12 protein-coding genes are annotated in these 20,039 nt (G+C 63.8%); 6 read left to right on the top strand and 6 right to left on the bottom strand.

The window, feature by feature from the left end:
* Positions 1-62: 62 nt before the first annotated feature.
* On the top strand, positions 63-380 hold the full coding sequence (locus tag DM08_RS05865; RefSeq protein ID WP_237560234.1) for a rhodanese-like domain-containing protein: 318 nt from the start codon (positions 63-65) through the stop codon (positions 378-380).
* A 15-nt stretch (positions 381-395) separates the two neighbouring features.
* On the opposite strand, the gene DM08_RS05860 is transcribed toward DM08_RS05865, so the two are convergent.
* The 4 genes from DM08_RS05860 to glnE all read right to left on the bottom strand — a co-directional run bounded on the left by DM08_RS05860 (position 396) and on the right by glnE (position 8,361).
* Entirely contained in the window at positions 396-1,604 is a 1,209-nt protein-coding gene (locus tag DM08_RS05860) for an MFS transporter (protein WP_035383712.1), read from the bottom strand.
* Positions 1,605-1,755: 151 nt separating this feature from the next.
* On the bottom strand, positions 1,756-4,626 hold the full coding sequence (locus DM08_RS05855; protein ID WP_035383792.1) for a valine--tRNA ligase: 2,871 nt from the start codon (positions 4,624-4,626) through the stop codon (positions 1,756-1,758).
* Positions 4,627-5,200: 574 nt separating this feature from the next.
* Positions 5,201-5,707: a DNA polymerase III subunit chi gene (locus tag DM08_RS05850; RefSeq protein WP_237560233.1), complete on the bottom strand. Its 507-nt coding sequence runs from the start codon at positions 5,705-5,707 to the stop codon at positions 5,201-5,203.
* Positions 5,686-8,361, bottom strand: coding sequence for a bifunctional [glutamate--ammonia ligase]-adenylyl-L-tyrosine phosphorylase/[glutamate--ammonia-ligase] adenylyltransferase (gene glnE, locus DM08_RS05845; RefSeq protein WP_035383711.1), 2,676 nt, complete (start codon positions 8,359-8,361; stop codon positions 5,686-5,688). The genes DM08_RS05850 and glnE overlap by 22 nt, the downstream gene beginning before the upstream one ends.
* 91 nt (positions 8,362-8,452) lie before the next feature.
* Between glnE and DM08_RS05840 the strand changes: the two genes are divergently transcribed.
* From DM08_RS05840 to tilS, 5 genes are all read left to right on the top strand, one after another.
* On the top strand, positions 8,453-12,298 hold the full coding sequence (locus DM08_RS05840; protein ID WP_035383710.1) for a YhdP family protein: 3,846 nt from the start codon (positions 8,453-8,455) through the stop codon (positions 12,296-12,298).
* 3 nt (positions 12,299-12,301) lie between these two features.
* A complete protein-coding gene (locus DM08_RS05835; RefSeq protein ID WP_035383709.1) occupies positions 12,302-13,156 on the top strand; it encodes a carbon-nitrogen hydrolase family protein in 855 nt (284 codons plus the stop codon).
* Positions 13,153-14,592, top strand: coding sequence for a metalloprotease TldD (gene tldD, locus DM08_RS05830; RefSeq protein WP_035383708.1), 1,440 nt, complete (start codon positions 13,153-13,155; stop codon positions 14,590-14,592). The genes DM08_RS05835 and tldD overlap by 4 nt, the downstream gene beginning before the upstream one ends.
* 817 nt (positions 14,593-15,409) lie before the next feature.
* Complete coding sequence (locus DM08_RS05825; protein ID WP_035383707.1) at positions 15,410-16,387, top strand: acetyl-CoA carboxylase carboxyltransferase subunit alpha; 978 nt, start codon at positions 15,410-15,412, stop codon at positions 16,385-16,387.
* Positions 16,388-16,466: 79 nt separating this feature from the next.
* On the top strand, positions 16,467-17,777 hold the full coding sequence (tilS, locus tag DM08_RS05820) for a tRNA lysidine(34) synthetase TilS (RefSeq protein ID WP_035383706.1): 1,311 nt from the start codon (positions 16,467-16,469) through the stop codon (positions 17,775-17,777).
* Between the two features lie 69 nt (positions 17,778-17,846).
* On the opposite strand, the gene DM08_RS05815 is transcribed toward tilS, so the two are convergent.
* Both DM08_RS05815 and sulP read right to left on the bottom strand, forming a co-directional pair.
* Positions 17,847-18,104, bottom strand: coding sequence for a hypothetical protein (locus DM08_RS05815; RefSeq protein ID WP_035383705.1), 258 nt, complete (start codon positions 18,102-18,104; stop codon positions 17,847-17,849).
* Positions 18,105-18,306: 202 nt separating this feature from the next.
* Complete coding sequence (sulP, locus tag DM08_RS05810; RefSeq protein WP_051937822.1) at positions 18,307-19,998, bottom strand: SulP family inorganic anion transporter; 1,692 nt, start codon at positions 19,996-19,998, stop codon at positions 18,307-18,309.
* Between the last annotated feature and the right edge of the window lie 41 nt (positions 19,999-20,039).

Here is a 20,039-nt window from a genome sequence, read left to right as displayed (position 1 = left end):
AATCAGGAAAATGCGCGCCTTCTTTGCCCGGCGATGCCCAGGCCCAATTTTGCGAGATGATGATGGACTTCAAGAATATTTCTGCTGCTGAACTGCAAACCAAGCTGACTGCCGGACAAGTCCGTCTGGTCGATGTGCGTACCGATGCCGAGGTCGCGCGCGGTTACATCCCCGGTGCGACCAAGTTGCCGCTGCATCTGCTGCCGTTGCGCCTGGCCGAGTTCGAGCGAAGCGCGCCGGTGGTGTTCTACTGCCAGATGGGTGGGCGCTCCGCCCAGGCGGCAGCTTTTGCCGCCAATCAAGGCCATAGCGAAGTGTACAACCTGCAAGGCGGCATCCTCGCCTGGGCGCAAGCCGGGCTGCCGCTGACCGCAGACTGAGCCAGGTCCGGGCGCTCAGCCCGCCTGGTCGTGCATCACCACCCGGGCCACGAAGGCTATGGCTACTGCGTTCGCGCCTATGGCGATGAACCCGACCGTGCCGTAACCGGAGAGGTGTCCGGCGCTGTCCTGCGTGATCAACCAGCCCGCCAGTGTGGTCGCCAAAGCCATGGCCAGCGACTGGGTGGTGGCGTGCAGCGACATGAAGGTGCCGCGTAACCTGGGCTGGGCCGCCGAGGTGATGATGGCCATCGCCGGGATCATGCGTCCCGATACCAACACGAAGAACGTCGTGGTGCAGCCCAGCCACAGCCATAAGGGTGCCGCGCCGATCTGCGTCACCACCAGCAGCGGCAACGTCGCCGCCAGCGCTACTCCGCGATAGACCTGTACCTTGCCGCGCGCGTCCGCGACGTGGCCGATGAGTCGCGCCGTCACCAGCGTGGCCATGCCGCCCACCAGATACACCAGCGGGATGTCGTGCAGCGAGATGCCCACGTTGCTGACGCTGTACAGCGTGATGTAGGGGATCACCGAGAAGCCGGAGAAGATGATCAGTGCCGAGAACAGCAAGGCGCGCAGGTGATTGGCATCGCGCATCACCGCGAACAGGTCGCTGAACGGATGGGCGCGGCGCTCGGTCGAGAGATGGTGGCGCAGGTCGGGCAGCACGCGCCAGCCGATGACGATGAACAGCAGTGTCAGTGCCGCGATCAACATGAACGGGGCGCGCCACTGGTAATGGTTGGCCAGCCACAACGACAGCGGCACGCCCGCCACGGTCGAGACCGAGAACGCCGCCGACACCATGCTGCCCGCCTTGGCGCGGCGCGCGTAGGGGATCACGTCGCCGATCATGGTCTGCACCATCGCGCCCATGATGCCGCCGAACGCACCTGCCAAGCCGCGTGCGACCAGCAAAGTGGCATAGCCCGGCGCGAGTCCGCAGGCCAGCGTCGCCAGTCCGAACAGGCCGAACATCGTCAGCAACATGCGCTTGCGCTCGAAGCGGTCCACGAAAGTAGTCGCCAGCAGCCCGGACAGCGCGGCACTGAAACTGTAGGACGCGACCAGCAGCCCGAACTGGTGCGTGCCGATGCCGAACGCCCGGATCAGCACCGGCCCCAGCGGCATCATGATCATGAAGTCGAGCACGTGGCTGAACTGGATGCCGGCCAGCGTCAGCAGCAGGGTGCGTTCGCGTTGTGGGGTGAGCGTGGGCATACTGCTTAGTCGATGATTGCGTCATTCCCGCGCAGGCGGGAATCCAGTTGGAAACAAAGAACCCGCGTAGCGGACAGCACCTCGTGGATTTTGTCCGCTACGCGGGTTTTATCGCGGCTGGATTCCCGCCTGCGCGGGAATGACATGCTGTTTACCCCAGCTTCCCGCGCTGCACCTGCAACTGCGTCAGCGTGGAGCCGAAATCGGCCAGGCGTTGTTTCTCCTGTTCCACCACCGCAGCCGGGGCGCGGGCGACGAAGCTCTCGTTGCCGAGCTTGGCCTGGGCCTTGGCGATCTCGCCGGAAAGGCGGGCTATCTCCTTGTCCAGACGGACGCGTTCAGCCTCCACGTCGATCTCCACTTTCAGCATCAGCTTGAACTCGCCGACGATGGCGACGGCAGCATCGGTCTCGGGCAACTCGGCCACCACTTCCACGCCGGACAGTTTGGCCAGCGCTTGCAGATAGGGCGCGGCGGCGTTGAGCGCGACAGCGTCACCGGCGGCGATCAGCGGCACGCGCTGGGCGGGCGAGAGGTTCATCTCGCTGCGCAGGCTGCGGCAGGCGTTGACCATTTCCTGCATCCGGGCGATCTCGGCCAGCGCGGCACTGTCGATCTTGCTGCTGTCGGCTTCCGGATACGGTTGCACCATGATGGATGCGCCGGTCTTGCCCGCCAGCGGGCCGACGGTCTGCCACAGCTCTTCGGTGATGAAGGGGATGATGGGATGGGCCAGGCGCAGGATGCTTTCCAGCACGCGCACCAAGGTGCGGCGGGTGGCGCGTTGCTGCGCCAGAATTAAATCAGTGTCTCGCGCGAGCGAGGCATCGTTTGTCCCCTCGCCCGCGTGTGGGAGAGGGTTAGGGAGAGGGGCGTTGAGCTGAACCTTGGCCAGTTCCACGTACCAGTCGCAATAGGTGTCCCACACCAGTTCGTACACGGTGCGGGCGGCCATGTCGAAGCGGTAGTTGTCGAAGTCGGCGGCGATGGCTGCTTCGGCTTGTTGCAGACGGCTGACCATCCATCGATCCGCCGCGCAGTATTCCAGCGGCAGCGATTCATCCAGCCCCACGTCCTTGCCTTCGCAGTTCATCAACACGAAGCGTGTGGCGTTCCACAGCTTGTTGCAGAAGTTGCGGTAGCCCTCGCAGCGCTTGAAATCGAACTTGATGTCGCGGCCATGCGAGGCCAGGCTGGCGAAGGTGAAGCGCACGGCATCGGTGCCGAAGGCCGGGATGCCGTCTGGGAAATCCTTGCTGGTGCTCTTGGCGATGCTCTCGGCCTGCTTGGGGTTCATCAGGTTGCTGGTGCGCTTGGCTTGCAGCGCATCCAGCGTGATGCCGTCGATGAGATCGAGCGGGTCGAGCACGTTGCCCTTGGATTTGCTCATCTTGTGGCCGTGCTGGTCGCGCACCAGGCCGGTGACATAGACTTCCTTGAATGGCACCTGGCCGGTGAAGTGCTTGGTCATCATCACCATACGGGCGACCCAGAAGAAGATGATGTCGAAGCCGGTCATCAGCACCGAGGTCGGCAGGAACATCTCCTGCTGCGGGGTCTTGTCCGGCCAGCCCAAGGTGGAGAAGGGCCACAGCGCGGAACTGAACCAGGTGTCCAGTACGTCTTCGTCCTGGCGTAGCGGCGAAATGTCTTCGGTCAGCTTCTGCAGCGCCACTTCGATTTCGGCATCGGATTTGGAATCCAGCGCCTCGCGCCACTGATCCTCTGCTTCCTGCTGGGTGCGGGCGACGTAGATGTTGCCCTGCTCGTCGTACCAAGCCGGGATGCGGTGGCCCCACCACAGTTGGCGCGAGATGCACCAGTCCTGGATGTTCTCCAGCCACTGGTTGTAGGTGGTGGTCCAGTTCTCCGGTACGAACTTAACTTCGCCGGAAGCCACGCAATCCAGGCCTTCCTTGGCCAGCCCGTCCATTTTGACGAACCACTGGTCAGTCAGCATCGGTTCGATCACCGTGTTGGTGCGGTCGCCGCGCGGCACCATCAGCTTGTGCGGCTTGATCGAAGCCAGCAGCTTCTGTCCTTCCAGATCGGCGACGATCTTCTTGCGCGCCTCGAAGCGGTCCATGCCGCGATAGGCGGCGGGGGCGTGGTCGTTGATCTTGGCATCCAGCGTGAACACGCTGATCGGGGTCATGCCGTGGCGCTGGCCAACGGCGTAGTCGTTGAAGTCGTGCGCCGGGGTGATCTTGACGCAGCCGGTGCCGAAAGCGGGATCGACGTACTCGTCCGCGATGATGGGGATGAGGCGGTTGCACAGCGGCAGCTTCACGTTCTTGCCGATCAGGTGCTTGTAGCGCGCATCTTCAGGGTGCACCGCCACGGCCACGTCGCCCAGCAAAGTTTCGGGGCGGGTGGTGGCGACGATCAGCGCGCCCACGCCGGATTCCAGCGGATAGGCGATGTGCCACAGCGAGCCGTCTTCTTCCTGCGAGATCACCTCCAGGTCGGACACGGCGGTGCCCAGCACCGGGTCCCAGTTCACCAGACGCTTGCCGCGATAGATCAGACCTTCCTGATGCAGGCGGACGAACACTTCGGTGACCGCCTTCGACAGGCCCTCATCCATGGTGAAGCGCTCGCGCTCCCAGTCGGGCGAGGTGCCCAGGCGGCGCATCTGGCTGGTGATGGTGTTGCCGGAATAAGCCTTCCATTCCCACACTTTCTCCAGGAACTTGTCACGACCGAGATCATGGCGCGACACGCCTTGCGCATCCAGCTGGCGTTCCACCACGATCTGCGTGGCGATGCCCGCGTGGTCGGTGCCCGGCTGCCACAGGGTGTTGTCGCCCTTCATGCGGTGGTAGCGGGTGAGCGCGTCCATCAGCGTGTGCTGGAAGGCGTGGCCCATGTGCAGGGTGCCGGTGACGTTGGGCGGCGGCAGCATGATGCAGTAGCCGGGCTTGCCGGCATTCAGCGTGCTGCGGAAATAACCCGCCTGTTCCCACTCGGGATACCAGTGCGATTCTATGGAGTTGGGGTCGAAGCTTTTAGCGAGTTCCATCGGGTTTTCGTTCGTGTGAGTCGTGTTCGGCAGCGCCGGAAGGGGCGCGATTATAGCAGGCGTGGCCGTGGCTTCGGGAGCGGCGGCTGCGGCAGGGATGGGCGCAGCCGTGACGGGTGCGCCGGGCGTGACGGCGGCGGGCGCAGCGACACTGGCCGGGGGCTGCAGCTCGCGCAGCAGTCGCGGCAGTTCGGCCTCGATGTGTTGCAGCGTGCGCGCCAGCAGCTCGTCGGCAACCGAGCCCAGCCCGGCTTGCAGCTTGTCGCGCAGCATCGCGTCCAACTGTGGCTCCAGGCGGGCCAGCAGGGATTCTGCCCAAGCCTCTTCGTCCATCTGGACCGGGGGCGTTGCCGTTTCGGGCTCGACGGCGGGCGGCGCGGCATCCACGACAGGTTCTGCGTGAGCGGCGATGACTTCAGGCGCAGGTGCGATCTCGGTGTCGGGCGCATTCGCCGCCTGCGCGACCGGCTCCGGCTCGACTTCGGTCAGCACCGGCAGATCGGCACCGTCCTCGATCACTTCGGTGAGTACCGGCAGGCCGGCGAGCAGATCAGCGGCGGACTTGTCCGTCATCTCATACCCCTTCGTTTCGGCTCAGGTCGAAATGCTGCAGCTCGTAGCCACGGTTGCGGTAGTGACTGAAACGCTCGCGCCCGAGCCGTTTGTCCTCGTCCTCGTTGCCGACGATCTCGACCAGATGGGCGAAGCGGCTGAAGAAGGCGGGCGGGGTGGGGTGCAGCGAGATCAGCAGGTCGTGGTGCGGGAAATCGTCAGCGAGATGATCGACCAGCACCGGCAGGGTCGCGGCGGCTGGGTCGGCCAGGCGACCATGCGGCATGAAGGCGATGCCGGGGTAGGTCCACAGCATCTTGTCCAGCGTGGCGGTCATCGCCTCGTCCGGCGTGGATACCATCACCCGCAGCCCGCTCTGCATCGCCTTGTTGCTCAACAAGCAAGCGGCGCGCAGTTTGTCGGGGGCACCGGTATAGAAACGGATCTTGGTCACGGCGGGGGTGTAGTCATTGAAGGACGCGCGATTATAGCAGGCGACGGCGCTGGCTATGCCAGCAACGCCGCCCATAACCCCAGACAGGCCGACACATCCAGCGACTCGGCGACGACGCGCGGTTGCTGGTTGTTCAGCCGCATGGCGTGCTGGAGGCGGCGCAGCTCCCGGTAGAGTCCGGCCACCTGTTCGGCGGCCTCCGGCGGGATCAGCCCGGCATCGGCGGCGCGGCCCAGCAGGGCCAGGTTGCCCTTGTTCTCGGCCAGCTCGGGATGGGCGTGGGCGTGGGCCAGCACCAGGTATTGCACCATGAACTCGATGTCCACCATGCCACCGGCATCGTGCTTGATGTCGAACAGCTCGGTCTTGTTGGGGTGGCCGTCGTGCATTTTCTGGCGCATGGCGACGATCTCCGCACGCAGCTTGGGCAGTTCACGTGGCTGGCGCAGCACGTCGTTGCGGATGCGCTCGAACGCCGCGCCGATGTCCGCATCGCCCGCACAGTAACGGGCGCGGGTCAGCGCCTGGTGCTCCCACACCCAGGCGTGCTGCTGCTGGTATTCCTCGAACGCGGCCACGCTGCTGACCAACAGGCCGCTGTCGCCGTTGGGACGCAGGCGCAGGTCCACCTCGTACAGCCGCCCGGCGGCGGTGTAGCTGGACAGCAGGGTGTTGATGCGCTGGCCGAGGCGGGCGTAGATCACGTTGGCATCCGGCGCGTCATCGTCGTAGAGGAAGACGAGATCGAGGTCGGAGGCGTAGCCCAGTTCCTTACCGCCCAGTTTGCCGTAAGCGATGATGGCGAAGCGCGGCACCTCGCGGTGTTTGCGCGCCAGCCCGTTCCAGCACAGGGTGAGCACGTGGCGCAGCATCAGGTCGGCCAGATCGGACAGGTGGTCGCTCAGCGTCTCCAGCGGCAACAGGCCTTGCAGATCCATGGCCAGCAGGTGGAAGGTCTGCGCGTGCTGGAACTGGCGTAGCGCATCCATCTGGTGCTCGGTATCGTTGCCGCAATCGGCCAGTTGCGCGCTCAGTTTGGCATCCAGCGCCGCCCAGTCCGGCACGGTGTAGATCTCGCGGTCATCGAGCAACTCGTCCAGCAGGATGGGGTGTTGCGTCAGGTAGTCGCAGGCCCAGGCGCTGGCGGCGGCCATCTTGACCAGACGCGGCAGCGCCTGAGGATATTCGGCCAGGAAGGCGAGGTAGGAGGCGCGACGGACGATGGCTTCGAGCAAGGCGAGCAGGCGTGCCAATGCGTCGTCCGGCCCGGCCTGTCCTGCGCACAGTGCGGTCAGTTTCGGCACCAGCGTATCCAGGCGCGGGCGGCTGATCTCGGGAAGTTGGCGGTAACGCGCGCTTTGGCGGAACTGCACCAGACGTGCGGCGGTCTCGATGGGCGCGCGGTAGCCGAGGTTCCCCAGTACCGTGGCGGTGTCGTCCACGCCCATGCCCTCGTGCCACCACGGGCAGGCCTCCGGAGCCTCTTGCTTGGTGCTGAAGATGGTCTCGAACTGTGCGCTGACGAACTGCCGCAGCGGGGCGAGGGCCTCCAGCAGGGCGGCGTAGTCGGCGTAGCCCATGGCCAGCGCGACGGTCTGCTGGTTGGCCGGGTCGTCCGGCAGTTCCTGCGTCTGCTGGTCGTCCAGATATTGCAGCCGGTGTTCGAGATTGCGCAGGAAAACGTAGGACGCATCGAGGCGAGCGGCGGCATCGGCGGACAGCTCCTGATGCCGCACCAGCAGTTCCAGCACCTGGCGGGTGGGGCGGATGCGCAGGCTGGTATCGCGCCCGCCACGGATGAGCTGGAACACCTGGGCGATGAACTCGATCTCGCGGATGCCGCCGGGGCCGAGTTTGATGTTGTTGCCGCGATCGCGGCGGGCGACCTCGGCACGGATCTGCGCGTGCAGCTTGCGCATGGAATCGAAGGCACCGAAATCCAGATATTTGCGGAACACGAAGGGCTGGGCGAGTTTGGCCAGCTCGGCGATGGCGGGCGACTGCTCCGGCGAGATGACACGCGCCTTGATCCAGGCGTAGCGCTCCCACTCGCGCCCTTGCGTCACCAGATATTCTTCCAGCGCGGCGAAGCTCATCACCAGTGGGCCGCTGTCGCCGTAGGGGCGCAACCGCATATCGACCCGGAACACGTAGCCGTCGCCGTTGAGGTCGTTGATCAGCGCGATCAGCCGCTTGCCCAGGCGGGTGAAATATTCGTGGTTGCCGATGCGGCGCGCGCCATCGGTCTCGCCATCTTCGGCATACACGAAGATCAGGTCGATGTCCGAACTGACATTGAGCTCGCCGCCGCCCAGCTTGCCCATGCCGATCACCAGCAGCTCCTGCGGCTGGCCGCTGGCCTCACCGATAGGCTGGCCGAACGAGGCGTGCAGGGCGGCGCTGACGCAGCGTTGCGCCTGTTGCACCGCGACCTCGGCCAGCATGGTCATGGTGTGCATCACTTCTTCCAGCCCGCACAGGCCGTTCAGGTCGCGCAGCATCAGCCGCAGCATGACCTGCTTGCGCAAACGGCGCAGGGCGGTGGACAGCGTCGCCTCGTCCAGCGCGGGTGCCAGCGCCGCCTCCATCTCGGCCCGCCCGAACGGCCGCGCGTAGCCCGCGCGCAGGGCGGCGGACTGTGCCGTGTCGGAGCCCAGGATGCGGCTGGCGTACTGGCTGCAACGGAGGAGGTGCTGGAGTTTGTGCTCAAAGTCGTTTGCGGTGTTCATCGAGGGGGCTTCCAGTTAGAATGCGGTCTTGCCATGTTGGCATTATAAGACTCGAAACGTGTCGCTCCACGCTCTCCATCCCTAATCCCCGATGCTGAAGATATCCCCCAGTTACATTTGGCATCACACGAGCAGGCTGGCGCATTTCTTCATGGTCGTCGGTGGACTGGCTTTCATCCTGCTGGGGGCCGGGGTGCTGTCGCTGCGTTATTGGGTATTGCCGGACGTGATGCGCTATCACGACCGTTTCCAGAGGGCGCTGACCGAGGCGGTCGGGTTGCCGGTTGCACTGGGCGCGATCCGGGCCGACTGGGATGGCTTTCGCCCGCATCTGGTGGTGGACAGCGTGCAGGTGCTGGATGCAGAGCAGTTGCCGGCGCTGGAACTGAGCAAGGTCGAGGGTACGCTGTCCTGGCGATCCCTGTTGACCGGCAAGTTGAGCCTGCACAGCCTGGAGATCAACCACTCTACTCTGGTGTTGCGGCGCGACGAGCAAGGCGTGATCTACGTGGCGGGCGTGCCGCTGTCGCGGACCAGCCAGAACAACGGACTGGCGGACCTGCTGCTGTATCAGCGCCTGATCGTCATCCGCGATGCGCAGGTGTATTGGTACGATGCCAAACGCAATGCCGACACTCTGCACCTGAACAAAGTCTATGCCCTGATCGAGAATCGCGGCGACCGGCATCGCTTTGCCGTGCGAGCCGTCCCGCAGGCCGTGCTGGCGACTCCAATCGACCTGCGCGGCGACCTGCGCGGGGCGAGCTTCGATCATATGGAGGATTGGCACGGCGAGTTCTTCGTCCAGCTGGATCACACCGATCTGCAAGCCTGGCGACCCTGGGTCGACCTGCCGTCCAGTGTCAGCCGGGGGCGCGGCGGTGTGCGCGCCTGGATAGGACTGGAGCAGGGCAAGTTCACGCAGACCGCAGCCGATCTGGCCTTGGTGGATGTGGTCAGCCACTTGGGTGACGACGTGCCGGAACTGGCTTTGAGTCGGCTGAATGGCCGTTTGGCCTGGCGTGCCAGCCGGGGCGAGTTCGAGGTCTCATCGAAACAGCTCAGCCTGAGACTGATGCAAGGCACCGTGCTGCCGCCGACCGACTTCTTCCTGAAGCTGGCGGAGAGTCGCGAGAAGTATCCGCCACGCGGCGAGATTCGCGCCAGCCAGTTGCATTTGCCCACCTTGTTGAACCTGTCGCAGTTCTTCCCGCTCGCCCCCGTCATGCGGGAGCAGTTACGTTCCCTGGCCCCCGAAGGTCAGGTCCGTGACTTGAGTGCGAGCTGGGGGATGGCGGGCGAGGCATTGCAGGAGTATCGGATCAACGGGCGCTTCGAGGGGTTGGGGCTGCACAAGCTGGGGGTGATCCCGGGATTCTCCGGCCTGAGTGGCGAGGTCGATGGTACGGACAAGAGCGGCAGTCTGACGGTCAGTTCGCGCCAGTTCACTCTGGATGCGCCCTTGCTGATGCGGGAGCCGCTGTCCTTCCCCGAACTCAAGGCGCAGATGCGCTGGCAACGTAGCCATGGCGGCATGGAGTATCAGCTCGCCGAATCCAGTTTCCGCAACGCCGATGTGGCGGGCGCGCTGGCATTCACCTTCCAGACCGTGCCGGGCGGTCTGGGCATCATCGACCTGGAGGCCAATCTGACCCATGCCGAGGTCGGCCATGCGGCGCGTTACATTCCCCTGATCGCGCTCAATCAGGCTACACATGACTGGCTGGCGACGGCGCTCAAGGGCGGGCAAACGGCGGGCTTGCGGCTCAAGCTCAAGGGCGACTTGGCGGACTTCCCTTTCGCGGGCAAGCGCAAGGGCGAGTTCAGACTGGAGACGCATGCGCGCAACGTAGCGCTGGAATATGTGCCTGGCTGGCCCCGGGTGGAGAACGCTACGGTCGATCTGCGCATCGAGGGAGCGCGGATGGAGGTGTCGTGTCCGACGGCCACGACGGTGGGCGGGGGGCTGAAAGATGTCAAGGTGGTGCTCGCGGACATGGTGGATCCCGCCGCCATGCTGGAGATCACTGGCGGGTTCGCCGGGCCGGTGGCGCACGGGCTGGAGTTCATCCAGCAGAGTCCGGTGCGCGGCTATATCGATGAGTTCATCGACGGCATGTCGGCAAAGGGCGAGGGCCATCTGGAACTGAAGGTGCGGGTGCCGTTGCGTGGCGATCAGCCGGTCGGTGTGGCCGGGGAGTATGCCTTCCTGGACGATGAACTGGTGCTGGCCAAGGGTATGCCGAAGGCGATGCATACCCGGGGAAAGCTGCTGTTCACCGAGTCGGGAGTGCACACGCAGAACGTCACTGCCCAGATCCTGGGCGGTCCGGCGACGGTCCAGGTCGATAGCGGCGAGGACGGCACGTTGCAGGTCAAGGCTGTCGGTCGCATCCACCCCGAGACGGTGCGGGCCAGCGAACCCTACGCGGTATTGCGCTATCTGCGAGGGGAGTCCGACTGGGCCGCACAGATTTCGGTGCGCAAGAAAGCGGTCGATGCGGTGGTGAGTTCCTCTCTGGCCGGACTGGCATCCGATCTGCCTGCCCCGTTCGGCAAGCGTGCCGAAGAGGTGGTCCCGTTCCGTCTGGAGCAAAAGAGTGTGCAGCCGGGGCAGGATGGGCTGGTGGTGCGCTATGGCGAAGTGGTCGAGGCGCGTTTGCAGCGTCAGGAGTCTGGCGACGAGATGCAGGTGGTGCGGGGCACGGTGAATTTTGGCGGGGCGGCGAAAGTGCCGGACAAGGAGGGCGTGTGGCTGACCGGCAGCATCCCGGTGTTGGCGCTGGATGGCTGGGGTGCGCTGAGCACCGGCGGTCAGGATGCAGTCCCGGCCTTGGCGGGCATAGACCTGACGGTGCAGAAGCTGACCGGCGGCAGGCACAAGATCGACGGCGTGCATCTCACCGGGCGCAGTCGCGGCAATGCGCTGGAGCTGCGTCTGGCTTCGGACGATGTGAGCGGCAGTCTTAACTGGATGCCGGAAGGCAAGGGTGCGCTGGTGGCGCGGCTGAAGAGCCTCAAACTGGAATCCCAGCCTGCCGGTGATGCGCGTGAGGTCAGTTCGGGGTTGGCGGTGCCGCCGGTCGGGGAGCGCCTCCCCAAGCTGGATGTGACGGTGGACAACCTGAACTGGAACGGCAGGCAGTTGGGGCGCTTCGAGCTGGCGGGCCAGCCCAGGGGCAGGGACTGGCGGCTGGAGAGGTTGAGTCTCAACAATCCGGAAGGGGTGCTGGGCGTGGATGGTGTGCTGCAGACCAATGCCAGTGGCGGCGATGTGACGCAGATGAACGTGGCACTACAGATCTATGACGCGGGCAGGATACTGGACCGTTCCGGTTACCCCAACAGCGTCAAGCAGGGCAGCGGCAAACTGGAGGGGCAGTTCGCCTGGTTCGGTGGTCCGGCGCAGTTCAATTACGCCACGCTGGATGGTCACGTCAAGCTGGAGGCCGGTCGCGGCCAGTTCATGAAGATCGATCCCGGCATCGGCAAACTGCTGAGCATCCTTAGCCTGCAGGCCTTGCCCAAGCGCATCACGCTGGACTTCAAGGATGTGTTTAGCGAAGGCTTCCAGTTCGACAGCATCAACGGCGAGGCGCAGATCCGGCGTGGCGTGCTGCGCTCGGATACGTTCAGCATCGAGGGTTCCGCCGCCAAAGTGAACATGCGCGGCGAGGTCGACCTGAACCGGGAGACGCAGAACCTGCGGGTGCGCATCCTGCCCACAGTGGGCAACAGCGTGTCGTTGATCGGCGCGCTGGTCATCAATCCGGTGGTCGGTGTGGGTACCTATCTGGCCAACAAATTGTTGAGTAATCCGCTCGATAGACTGGTGTCGTTTGAATACAATATCACCGGAAACTGGGTGAATCCCAGCGTAGTAAAGGTCGGCGAAGTGCCGGTCGAGTCGCCCAAAAATCCTCTTCTGGAGAACTGAAACATGCCCAACTCCTCGTCGAATCCCGCCACCTTCTTCAAGGTCGCTGCCGTGCAGATGGCTTCCGGCCCCAATGTCGAAGCCAATCTGAACGAGGCGCACCGCCTCATCGCCAAAGCGGTGGAGCAGGGCGCACAACTGGTGGTGCTGCCGGAATATTTCCCCATCATGGGGATGAACGAGAACGACAAGGTGGCGGTGCGCGAACAGCCGGGCGTGGGGCGCATCCAGCAGTTCCTGGCCGACACGGCGCGCGAGTTCGGCATCTGGCTGGTGGGCGGTTCCATTCCGCTGGTGGCGAACGATCCCGCCAAGGTGCGCAACTCGCTGCTCGTGTTCAACGCCCAGGGCGAGCAAGTCGCCCGTTATGACAAGATCCACCTGTTCAATCTGGATCTTGGCAACGAAAAATACCACGAGGCGCGCACCATCGAGCCGGGCGACCAGGTGGTGGTGGTCGAGACCCCGTTCGGGCGCATCGGCCTGGCGATTTGTTACGATCTGCGCTTCCCCGAACTGTTCCGCGCCATGAAGGATGTCGATCTGCTGGTGCTGCCCTCGGCCTTCACCGCCACCACCGGCAAGATGCACTGGGAGGTGCTGATCCGCGCCCGCGCCATCGAGAGTCTGGCCTACGTCATCGCCTCGGCGCAGGGTGGTTACCACGTCAATGGCCGCGAGACGCACGGCCACAGCATGATCGTCGATCCCTGGGGGCGCGTGCTGGACGAGTTGCCGCGCGGCTCCGGTGTGGTGGTAGCCGACATCAATCCCGCGTATCAGGCGAGCATCCGCGCCAGTCTGCCGGCCTTGTCGCATCGCACCCTGATCTGCACCTGCTGCGACAAGCCGAAATGAGTGATTCCATCTTCGAACTGGCGAGCCAATCGCTGCTGTTGTCGCAGGGGCTGGATGTGGGCCGCTTGCAAGGCGTGTTCGGCCAGATGCTGACGCATCGCGTGGACTACGCCGACCTGTATTTCCAATATAGCCGCGCCGAGAGTTGGGCGCTGGAAGAGGGCATCGTCAAGTCCGGCAGCTTCGGTATCGACCAGGGCGTGGGCGTGCGCGCCGTCTCCGGCGAGAAGACCGCCTTCGCCTATTCCGACGACATCAGTCTGGCCGCGCTGGAGAACGCCGCACTGGCGACCCGCGCCATCGCCCGTCAGGGCGGCACGCAGACTGCGCCGCAACTGCATGGCGGGCGCAAGCACGACCTCTATCTGCCACACGATCTTTTGGCGACGCTGGATGCCGCCGCCAAGGTCGCGCTACTGGAGAAGCTGGAACGTGCCGCACGCGCCCTCGATCCGCGCGTCACCCAGGTGATGGCCAATCTGGCGGGCGAATACGAGGTGGTGCTGGTGGCGCGCAGCGACGGCCTGATGAACGCCGACATCCGTCCGCTGGTGCGGCTGTCGCTGCAAGTCATCGTCGAAGCCAACGGCAAGCGCGAACAAGGTTCGGCGGGTGGCGGCGGGCGCTTCGGCTATGATTATTTCACCGACGAATTGCTGCAAGATTACGCCGCCAAGGCGGTGCATCAGGCCGTGATCAACCTCGACGCTAAACCCGCGCCAGCGGGCAGCATGACCGTGGTGCTCGGCTCCGGCTGGCCCGGCATCCTGTTGCACGAGGCCGTTGGGCACGGGCTGGAAGGTGACTTCAACCGCAAGGGCAGCTCGGCCTTCTCCGGTCGCGTCGGCGAGCGCGTCGCGGCGAAGGGTGTCACCGTGGTGGACGACGGCACCATCGCCAACCGGCGCGGTTCCTTGCAGATGGACGATGAAGGCAATCCCACCCAGCGCACCGTGCTGATCGAGGACGGCATCCTGCGCGGCTACCTGCAAGACACTCTGAATGCGCGCCTGATGAACGTCCCGGTGACCGGCAACGCGCGCCGCGAATCCTACGCCCACCTGCCAATGCCGCGCATGACCAATACCATGATGCTGAACGGCGATAAGTCGCCGGAAGAGATCATCGCCTCGGTCAAGCACGGCCTGTACGCGGCTAACTTCGGCGGCGGGCAAGTGGACATTACCAGCGGCAAATTCGTGTTCTCCACCACCGAAGCCTACATGATCGAAGGTGGCAAGATCACCTACCCAGTGAAAGGCGCGACCCTGATCGGCAACGGCCCGGAAGCGCTGAACCGCGTCTCGATGATAGGCAACGACCTCGCGCTCGACCCCGGTGTGGGCACCTGCGGCAAGGAAGGCCAGAGCGTCCCGGTCGGCGTGGGACAGCCGACTGTGCGGATAGATGGATTGACGGTGGGCGGCACAGCGTAGCCCATATGGGGCGTATGAAAACCTTGGTATCTCTTATCGCAAATCGAGAGACTATGGAGGATTGATCGTGATGTTTTTTACGGCCATTTTTAGGGTGTCTATTTAACATTAGAACTCTATGCTCCGAGTATTTATAGCATTGATCGCTTTATCCCTTGCGGCCTGTGGCTCCGAGGGTCTCGATATTGAGCCTTCTGAAGTTTCCGGTTGGTTCGATCAGCATCATGCAGAAATCGACGCTATCAAAAACGAATTCCAATCTAATCCCTGTTTGCGCCGAGTTGAACTGAGCTCAATGGAGCACATTGACCAGTATTGCCAAAGCAACTCATCCCTAAAGGACGATATTTCTCGTGTACAGACACAACTTCGATCACTTAATGTGGTCTTGGCTGTTGCAGATAGAAATCAGGTGGCCGAGGGAAAACCACTCGAAGGACTCAGGGTGCTACTTAGGCGTTGGGGAATCGCGGTCTCAGGCGGTGGTTTTGAGCTCTACTTCACAAAACAACCGTCCGACTGGCTTACAAAAGGTCTAGCTTGCGGTGAGCTAGTGTCCTTGGGTTCAGAGGGCTGGTATCTAAGGCATTTGTCCTCAGAAAATGCTTGCCGTTCTAACTAATCATTCCAGCGGACCGTCAAAAGCTGCGCTTTTTCCGGCCGCTGAATTCAAACGTTGACGCTGGAGAGAGTAAATGGTGTCAGACCACGGTTTTGTCGACTTTTTACAAGCATTGCCAGTGTGTCCCCTTCAGCGGTTCTCGGCGTATTCCTGTATCATTCGCCCCTAATTTGAACGAACGAAAACGGTTTAAAAATGAAACTGACCTTTCTCGACTTTGAGCAGCCTATCGCCGATCTTGAGGGCAAGATCGAGCAACTTTCCAAGATGCACGACGATTCCGCCGCGCTGGATATCTCCGACGAGATCAGCCGCTTGCAGGAAAAGAGTAGCGCATTGCTGAAGGACACTTACGCCAAGCTCACGCCCTGGCAGATCTCGCAGGTGTCGCGTCATCCGCAGCGTCCTTACACGCTGGATTATGTGCAGCACCTGTTCACCGACTTCCAGGAACTGCACGGTGACCGTACCTATGCGGATGATGCCGCCATCGTGGGCGGGTTGGCCCGTTTTAATGGTCAGAGCGTGATGGTGATCGGCCACCAGAAGGGGCGCGACACCAAGGAGCGCCAGTTCCGCAACTTCGGCATGCCGCGTCCCGAGGGTTACCGCAAGGCGTTGCGTCTGATGAAGCTGGCCGAGAAATTCGGCATTCCCATCCTGACTTTTGTGGATACGCCCGGTGCCTATCCCGGAGTGGGCGCGGAAGAGCGCGGGCAGTCCGAGGCCATTGGCCATAACCTGTTCGAGATGGCCGAGCTGCGCACTCCGCTCATTTGCACCATCATCGGTGAAGGTGGTTCCGGCGGAGCGCTGGCCATCGCGGTGGGTGACGTGACGCTGATGCTGCAATACGCGACTTATTCGGTGATCTCGCCGGAAGGTTGCGCCTCCATCCTGTGGAAGAGTGCGGACAAAGCGCCGGATGCTGCCGAGACGCTGGGCATCACTGCTACGCGCCTGAAGTCGCTGGGGCTGGTGGACAAGATCGTGGCCGAGCCGCAGGGCGGCGCGCACCGCGACTATCCCGCTGCAATGCAGACCGTGAAGAAAGCCTTGCAGGATGCGCTGAAGCAGGTGCAGGGCAAGACTTCCGACGAGCTGCTGCAAGCCCGCTTCAACCGCCTGATGAGCTACGGCAAATTCAAAGAAATCGAGATTCAGGCCGCATAACTGCAGTTTTCGATGATGAGGCCGTTCGTGTTGATGCTGTTACAACATGAGCGGCCTTTTCCTTTGCCCGGTGTCCGCCATGTCCGCTGATTTGCTCACACACCTGTCCGTTCGTTTGGTGACCGTCATACCCGCAGGCGGCGCGGTTTGCGTCGGACTCAGTGGCGGCATGGATTCGGTGGTGTTGCTGCATCTTCTGAGCCAGCTTGCTCCCCGCCACGGCTGGCGCGTGTCCGCCCTACATGTGCATCACGGCATCAGCCCGAACGCCGCTGCCTGGGCGGACTTCTGCGCCGGGCTGTGTGAGCGGCTGGGCGTGCCGCTGGCGGTGGAGCGGGTGGACATCGCGCCGCTGCGCCATCTCGGTATCGAAGCGGCGGCGCGCACCTTGCGCCATGCCGCGCTGGCGCGCCAATTTGCCGAGTTCATTGCGCTGGCGCACCACGCCGACGATCAGGCCGAGACCCTGTTGCTGCAACTGTTGCGCGGTGCGGGTCTCAAGGGCGCAGCCGCCATGTCCGAGTTGAAAGCGGGCGACAGCGGTCCAGCTTTGCTGCGCCCGTTGCTGGGTTGTACCCGGCGCGAGCTGCTGGACTATGCCACTGCCCACGACCTGAGCTGGATCGAGGACGAAAGCAACGCCGATACGGGCTACCCGCGCAACTTCCTGCGCCACCATATCCTGCCACGACTGGAACGCCACTATCCCGCCTGCCGCGAGACGCTGGCGCGCAGTGCCGCCCACTTCGCTGAGGCCGACGCGCTGCTGACCGAACTGGCGCAGCAAGACGCAGGCGGCGCATGGGGCGAGACGCTGGCGGTCGAACGCCTTGCCGTGCTGTCCCGCCCGCGTGCCGCCAATCTGTTGCGCCAGTTCCTCCACGCGCGCGGCGCGCCGCTGCCGCAAGCTGCCCAGCTCGACCAGATGCTGACGCAACTCGCTAGCCCGCGCGCCAACGCCGAGGTCTGTGTGGAGTTCGGTGGCTGGCAGGTGCGGCGCTATCAGGGCGCAGCCTACGTCCTGCCTCGGCCTGCACCGTTCGACCCTGCGCTGGTGCTGGATTGGCAGGAGTCAGCCAGCCTGCATTGGCCACCGCTGGCGCGCGACATCCATTTCCGCCCGCTGTCGGGGCAGGGCATCAGTCTGGACAAGCTGCGCACTGCCCGCGTCACCCTGCGCCTGCGGCAAGGCGGCGAATCCCTGCGTCCCCACCCTCGCGCTGCGACTCGCACGCTGAAGAACCTGCTGCAACAACACCAGATCCCGCCTTGGCAACGCGCACGCCTGCCGCTGCTCTACTGCGGCGAGCAACTCGTCAGTGTCATCGGTGTCGCGGTCGCGGCGGAATGGCAGGCTAGCGCGGGAGAGGCAGGGCTGGGCGTGGGATAAAGCGGTTGCCGACGGTACGCGGGGTGGGCAAAGACGTAGCGTCGTCCATCTGCTTGCCGGGAGTGGGTGTCAAAGAGGGATGGGTGGATGCACGTCGGGTAAGCGCCCGCAGCAACGGCACCCACGCTGATCCAGTTGCCCATGGTCGAGGCCGGCCTGGATGCGTACGCTTTCCATCATCATCGATTTCCTGTGCTCGGTGGTGTTCAGAAAATCACTCATCTTTTTGATCGCCTCTGTGCGCTCTTCTTCTGATAGTCGCATGAAGCCCAGTGCGACCTGGTCGGAATGTCTGCTCATCTTTTTCTCCTGAAGATTGTGATACATGTCGTATCCTGCTGATTATCATGGCGGATATTGCAGCAATCCTGAGCGCCAGACAATGGGACCAAAGGCCTACATGGGGTGTGGGTTCCGGCAGGCCAGGTAGGATGTGCAACGGAAATCGTTCGGCTCGGGCTCCAAGCTCACCCATGGCTGGGTCACGAGCAGGGGGGGCGGCAGGTCCGTTGTGATTCGTCCTGACGAGCTATGTTGCAGTGCCGTTGCGCAGGCTGCGGGCACGTTTCAGGGCGTGGTCTAGCGAGCCGCAGACGTTGTCCTGACCGAGCTCGTCGAAGAAGCCGGCATCGCGCATCATGAAGTAGGGCTGGGTGTGCGGGCCGCAGACGATGAGATGCTTGCCGCGTCGGCGCAGTTTGTCGGCCAGCCCTTGCAGGGTGTGCAGGGCGCTGGCATCCATGGTGATGACCTCGTCCATCTTGAGGATGAGCACTTCCGGGTCCAGGTGTTGCTGGTGCAGCACGCTTTCCAGCTTGTCCGCTGCGCCGAAGAACAGCGCGCCGTAGATGCGGTAGACCATCACGCCGCGCGGCACGCGCAGCTTGCGGCTGGGTTCGGTGTCGGCGGTGTCTTCCTCGTGCTCGGTCTCTTCCTGGCTGACGTGGGTGAGATCGGTGATCTTGCGGATGAAGAAGATGCCAGCCAGCAGCAGGCCGACTTCGACCGCCACGGTGAGGTCGAACACCACGGTGAGCAGGAAGGTGGTGACCAGCACCGTGCTGTCTTCGCGCGGGTATCTGTGCAGCCGTCCGAACTCGCGCCATTCCCCCATGTTGACCGACACGATCATCAGGATGGCGGCCAGGGTCGCCAGCGGGATGTTGGTCGCCAGCGGCGCGGCAATCAGGATGATGAGCAGCAGCACCAGCGCATGGACGATGCCGGAGATCGGGCTGGTGGCCCCGGCGCGCACGTTGGTGGCGGTGCGGGCGATGGCCCCGGTGGCGGGGATGCCGCCGAAGAACGGGGTGACGATGTTGGCGATGCCTTGGGCGATCAGCTCCTGATTCGGGTCGTGCTTGTCATCGGCCATGCCGTCGGCGACGGTGGCGGAGAGCAGAGACTCGACCGCACCGAGCAGGGCGATGGTGATGGCGGGCGGGATCAGGTAGCTCACCGTCGCCAGAGTGAACTCGGGCGGATCGAACACCGGCAAGCCCTGCGGGATGCCGCCGAAGCGCGTGCCTATGGTCTCCACCGGCAGGTGGAATAACGTCACCGCCAGCGTGCCCAGTGCCAGGGCCACGATGGGCGAGGGTATCTTTTGCGCCCAGGCTTTGGGGTAGTGCCAGATCAGCAGTGCCGACAAGATGGCCAGCAGCAGAGTGACCCAGTCCAGGGTGGGCAGGGCGGCGTAGATGGCGGGGACTTTGTGCAGGAACTCGGCAGGCATCACGGCGATGTCGAGGCCAAGGAACTCCTTCACCTGGCTCAGCATGATGAGCACCGCGATACCGCTGGTGAAGCCGGAGACCAGCGGGCGCGGGAAATAGCGGATCAGGCTGCCCAGCCGGGCCACGCCCAGCCCCACTAGCATGAAGCCCGCGATGATGGTGCAGATGAGCAGATTGGCCAGCCCGTACTGCATGACGATGCCGTACACGATGACGATGAAGGCGCCGGTCGGCCCGCCGATCTGCACCCGCGATCCGCCCAGCGCCGAGATCAGAAAGCCCGCGATGATCGCGGTGAAGATGCCCGCTTCCGGCTTGACCCCCGAAGCGATGGCAAAGGCGATGGCCAGCGGCAGCGCCACCACACCGACCGTGATCCCTGCCGTGACATCAGCGCGGAAGCGTGCCTGGCTGTAGTCGCGCAGCAGTTCCAGCGCGCGGGGACGGAAATAATGCGACGACTTCAACTTGCTCGATTGTTCCATACGGGCTGTGGCAGCACCTCCATGCGCTCCGTTCGTGGTGT

The sequence above is a fragment of the Ferriphaselus sp. R-1 genome (assembly GCF_000746095.1).
Taxonomy (GTDB): Bacteria; Pseudomonadota; Gammaproteobacteria; order Burkholderiales; family Gallionellaceae; genus Ferriphaselus.
The sequence above is the reverse complement of the archived record's forward strand: the minus strand, read 5'-3'. Positions and strand labels throughout refer to the sequence as shown.

Excerpts from the sequence above, each read along its gene's own strand:
- DM08_RS05865 (WP_237560234.1), top strand. The coding sequence starts at position 63 with ATGGACTTCAAGAATATTTCTGCTGCTGAACTGCAAACCAAGCTGACT.
- DM08_RS05860 (WP_035383712.1), bottom strand. The coding sequence starts at position 1,604 with ATGCCCACGCTCACCCCACAACGCGAACGCACCCTGCTGCTGACGCTG.
- DM08_RS05855 (WP_035383792.1), bottom strand. The coding sequence starts at position 4,626 with ATGGAACTCGCTAAAAGCTTCGACCCCAACTCCATAGAATCGCACTGG.
- DM08_RS05850 (WP_237560233.1), bottom strand. The coding sequence starts at position 5,707 with ATGGGCGGCGTTGCTGGCATAGCCAGCGCCGTCGCCTGCTATAATCGC.
- glnE (WP_035383711.1), bottom strand. The coding sequence starts at position 8,361 with ATGAACACCGCAAACGACTTTGAGCACAAACTCCAGCACCTCCTCCGT.
- DM08_RS05840 (WP_035383710.1), top strand. The coding sequence starts at position 8,453 with ATGCTGAAGATATCCCCCAGTTACATTTGGCATCACACGAGCAGGCTG.
- DM08_RS05835 (WP_035383709.1), top strand. The coding sequence starts at position 12,302 with ATGCCCAACTCCTCGTCGAATCCCGCCACCTTCTTCAAGGTCGCTGCC.
- tldD (WP_035383708.1), top strand. The coding sequence starts at position 13,153 with ATGAGTGATTCCATCTTCGAACTGGCGAGCCAATCGCTGCTGTTGTCG.
- DM08_RS05825 (WP_035383707.1), top strand. The coding sequence starts at position 15,410 with ATGAAACTGACCTTTCTCGACTTTGAGCAGCCTATCGCCGATCTTGAG.
- tilS (WP_035383706.1), top strand. The coding sequence starts at position 16,467 with ATGTCCGCTGATTTGCTCACACACCTGTCCGTTCGTTTGGTGACCGTC.
- DM08_RS05815 (WP_035383705.1), bottom strand. The coding sequence starts at position 18,104 with ATGTATCACAATCTTCAGGAGAAAAAGATGAGCAGACATTCCGACCAG.
- sulP (WP_051937822.1), bottom strand. The coding sequence starts at position 19,998 with ATGGAACAATCGAGCAAGTTGAAGTCGTCGCATTATTTCCGTCCCCGC.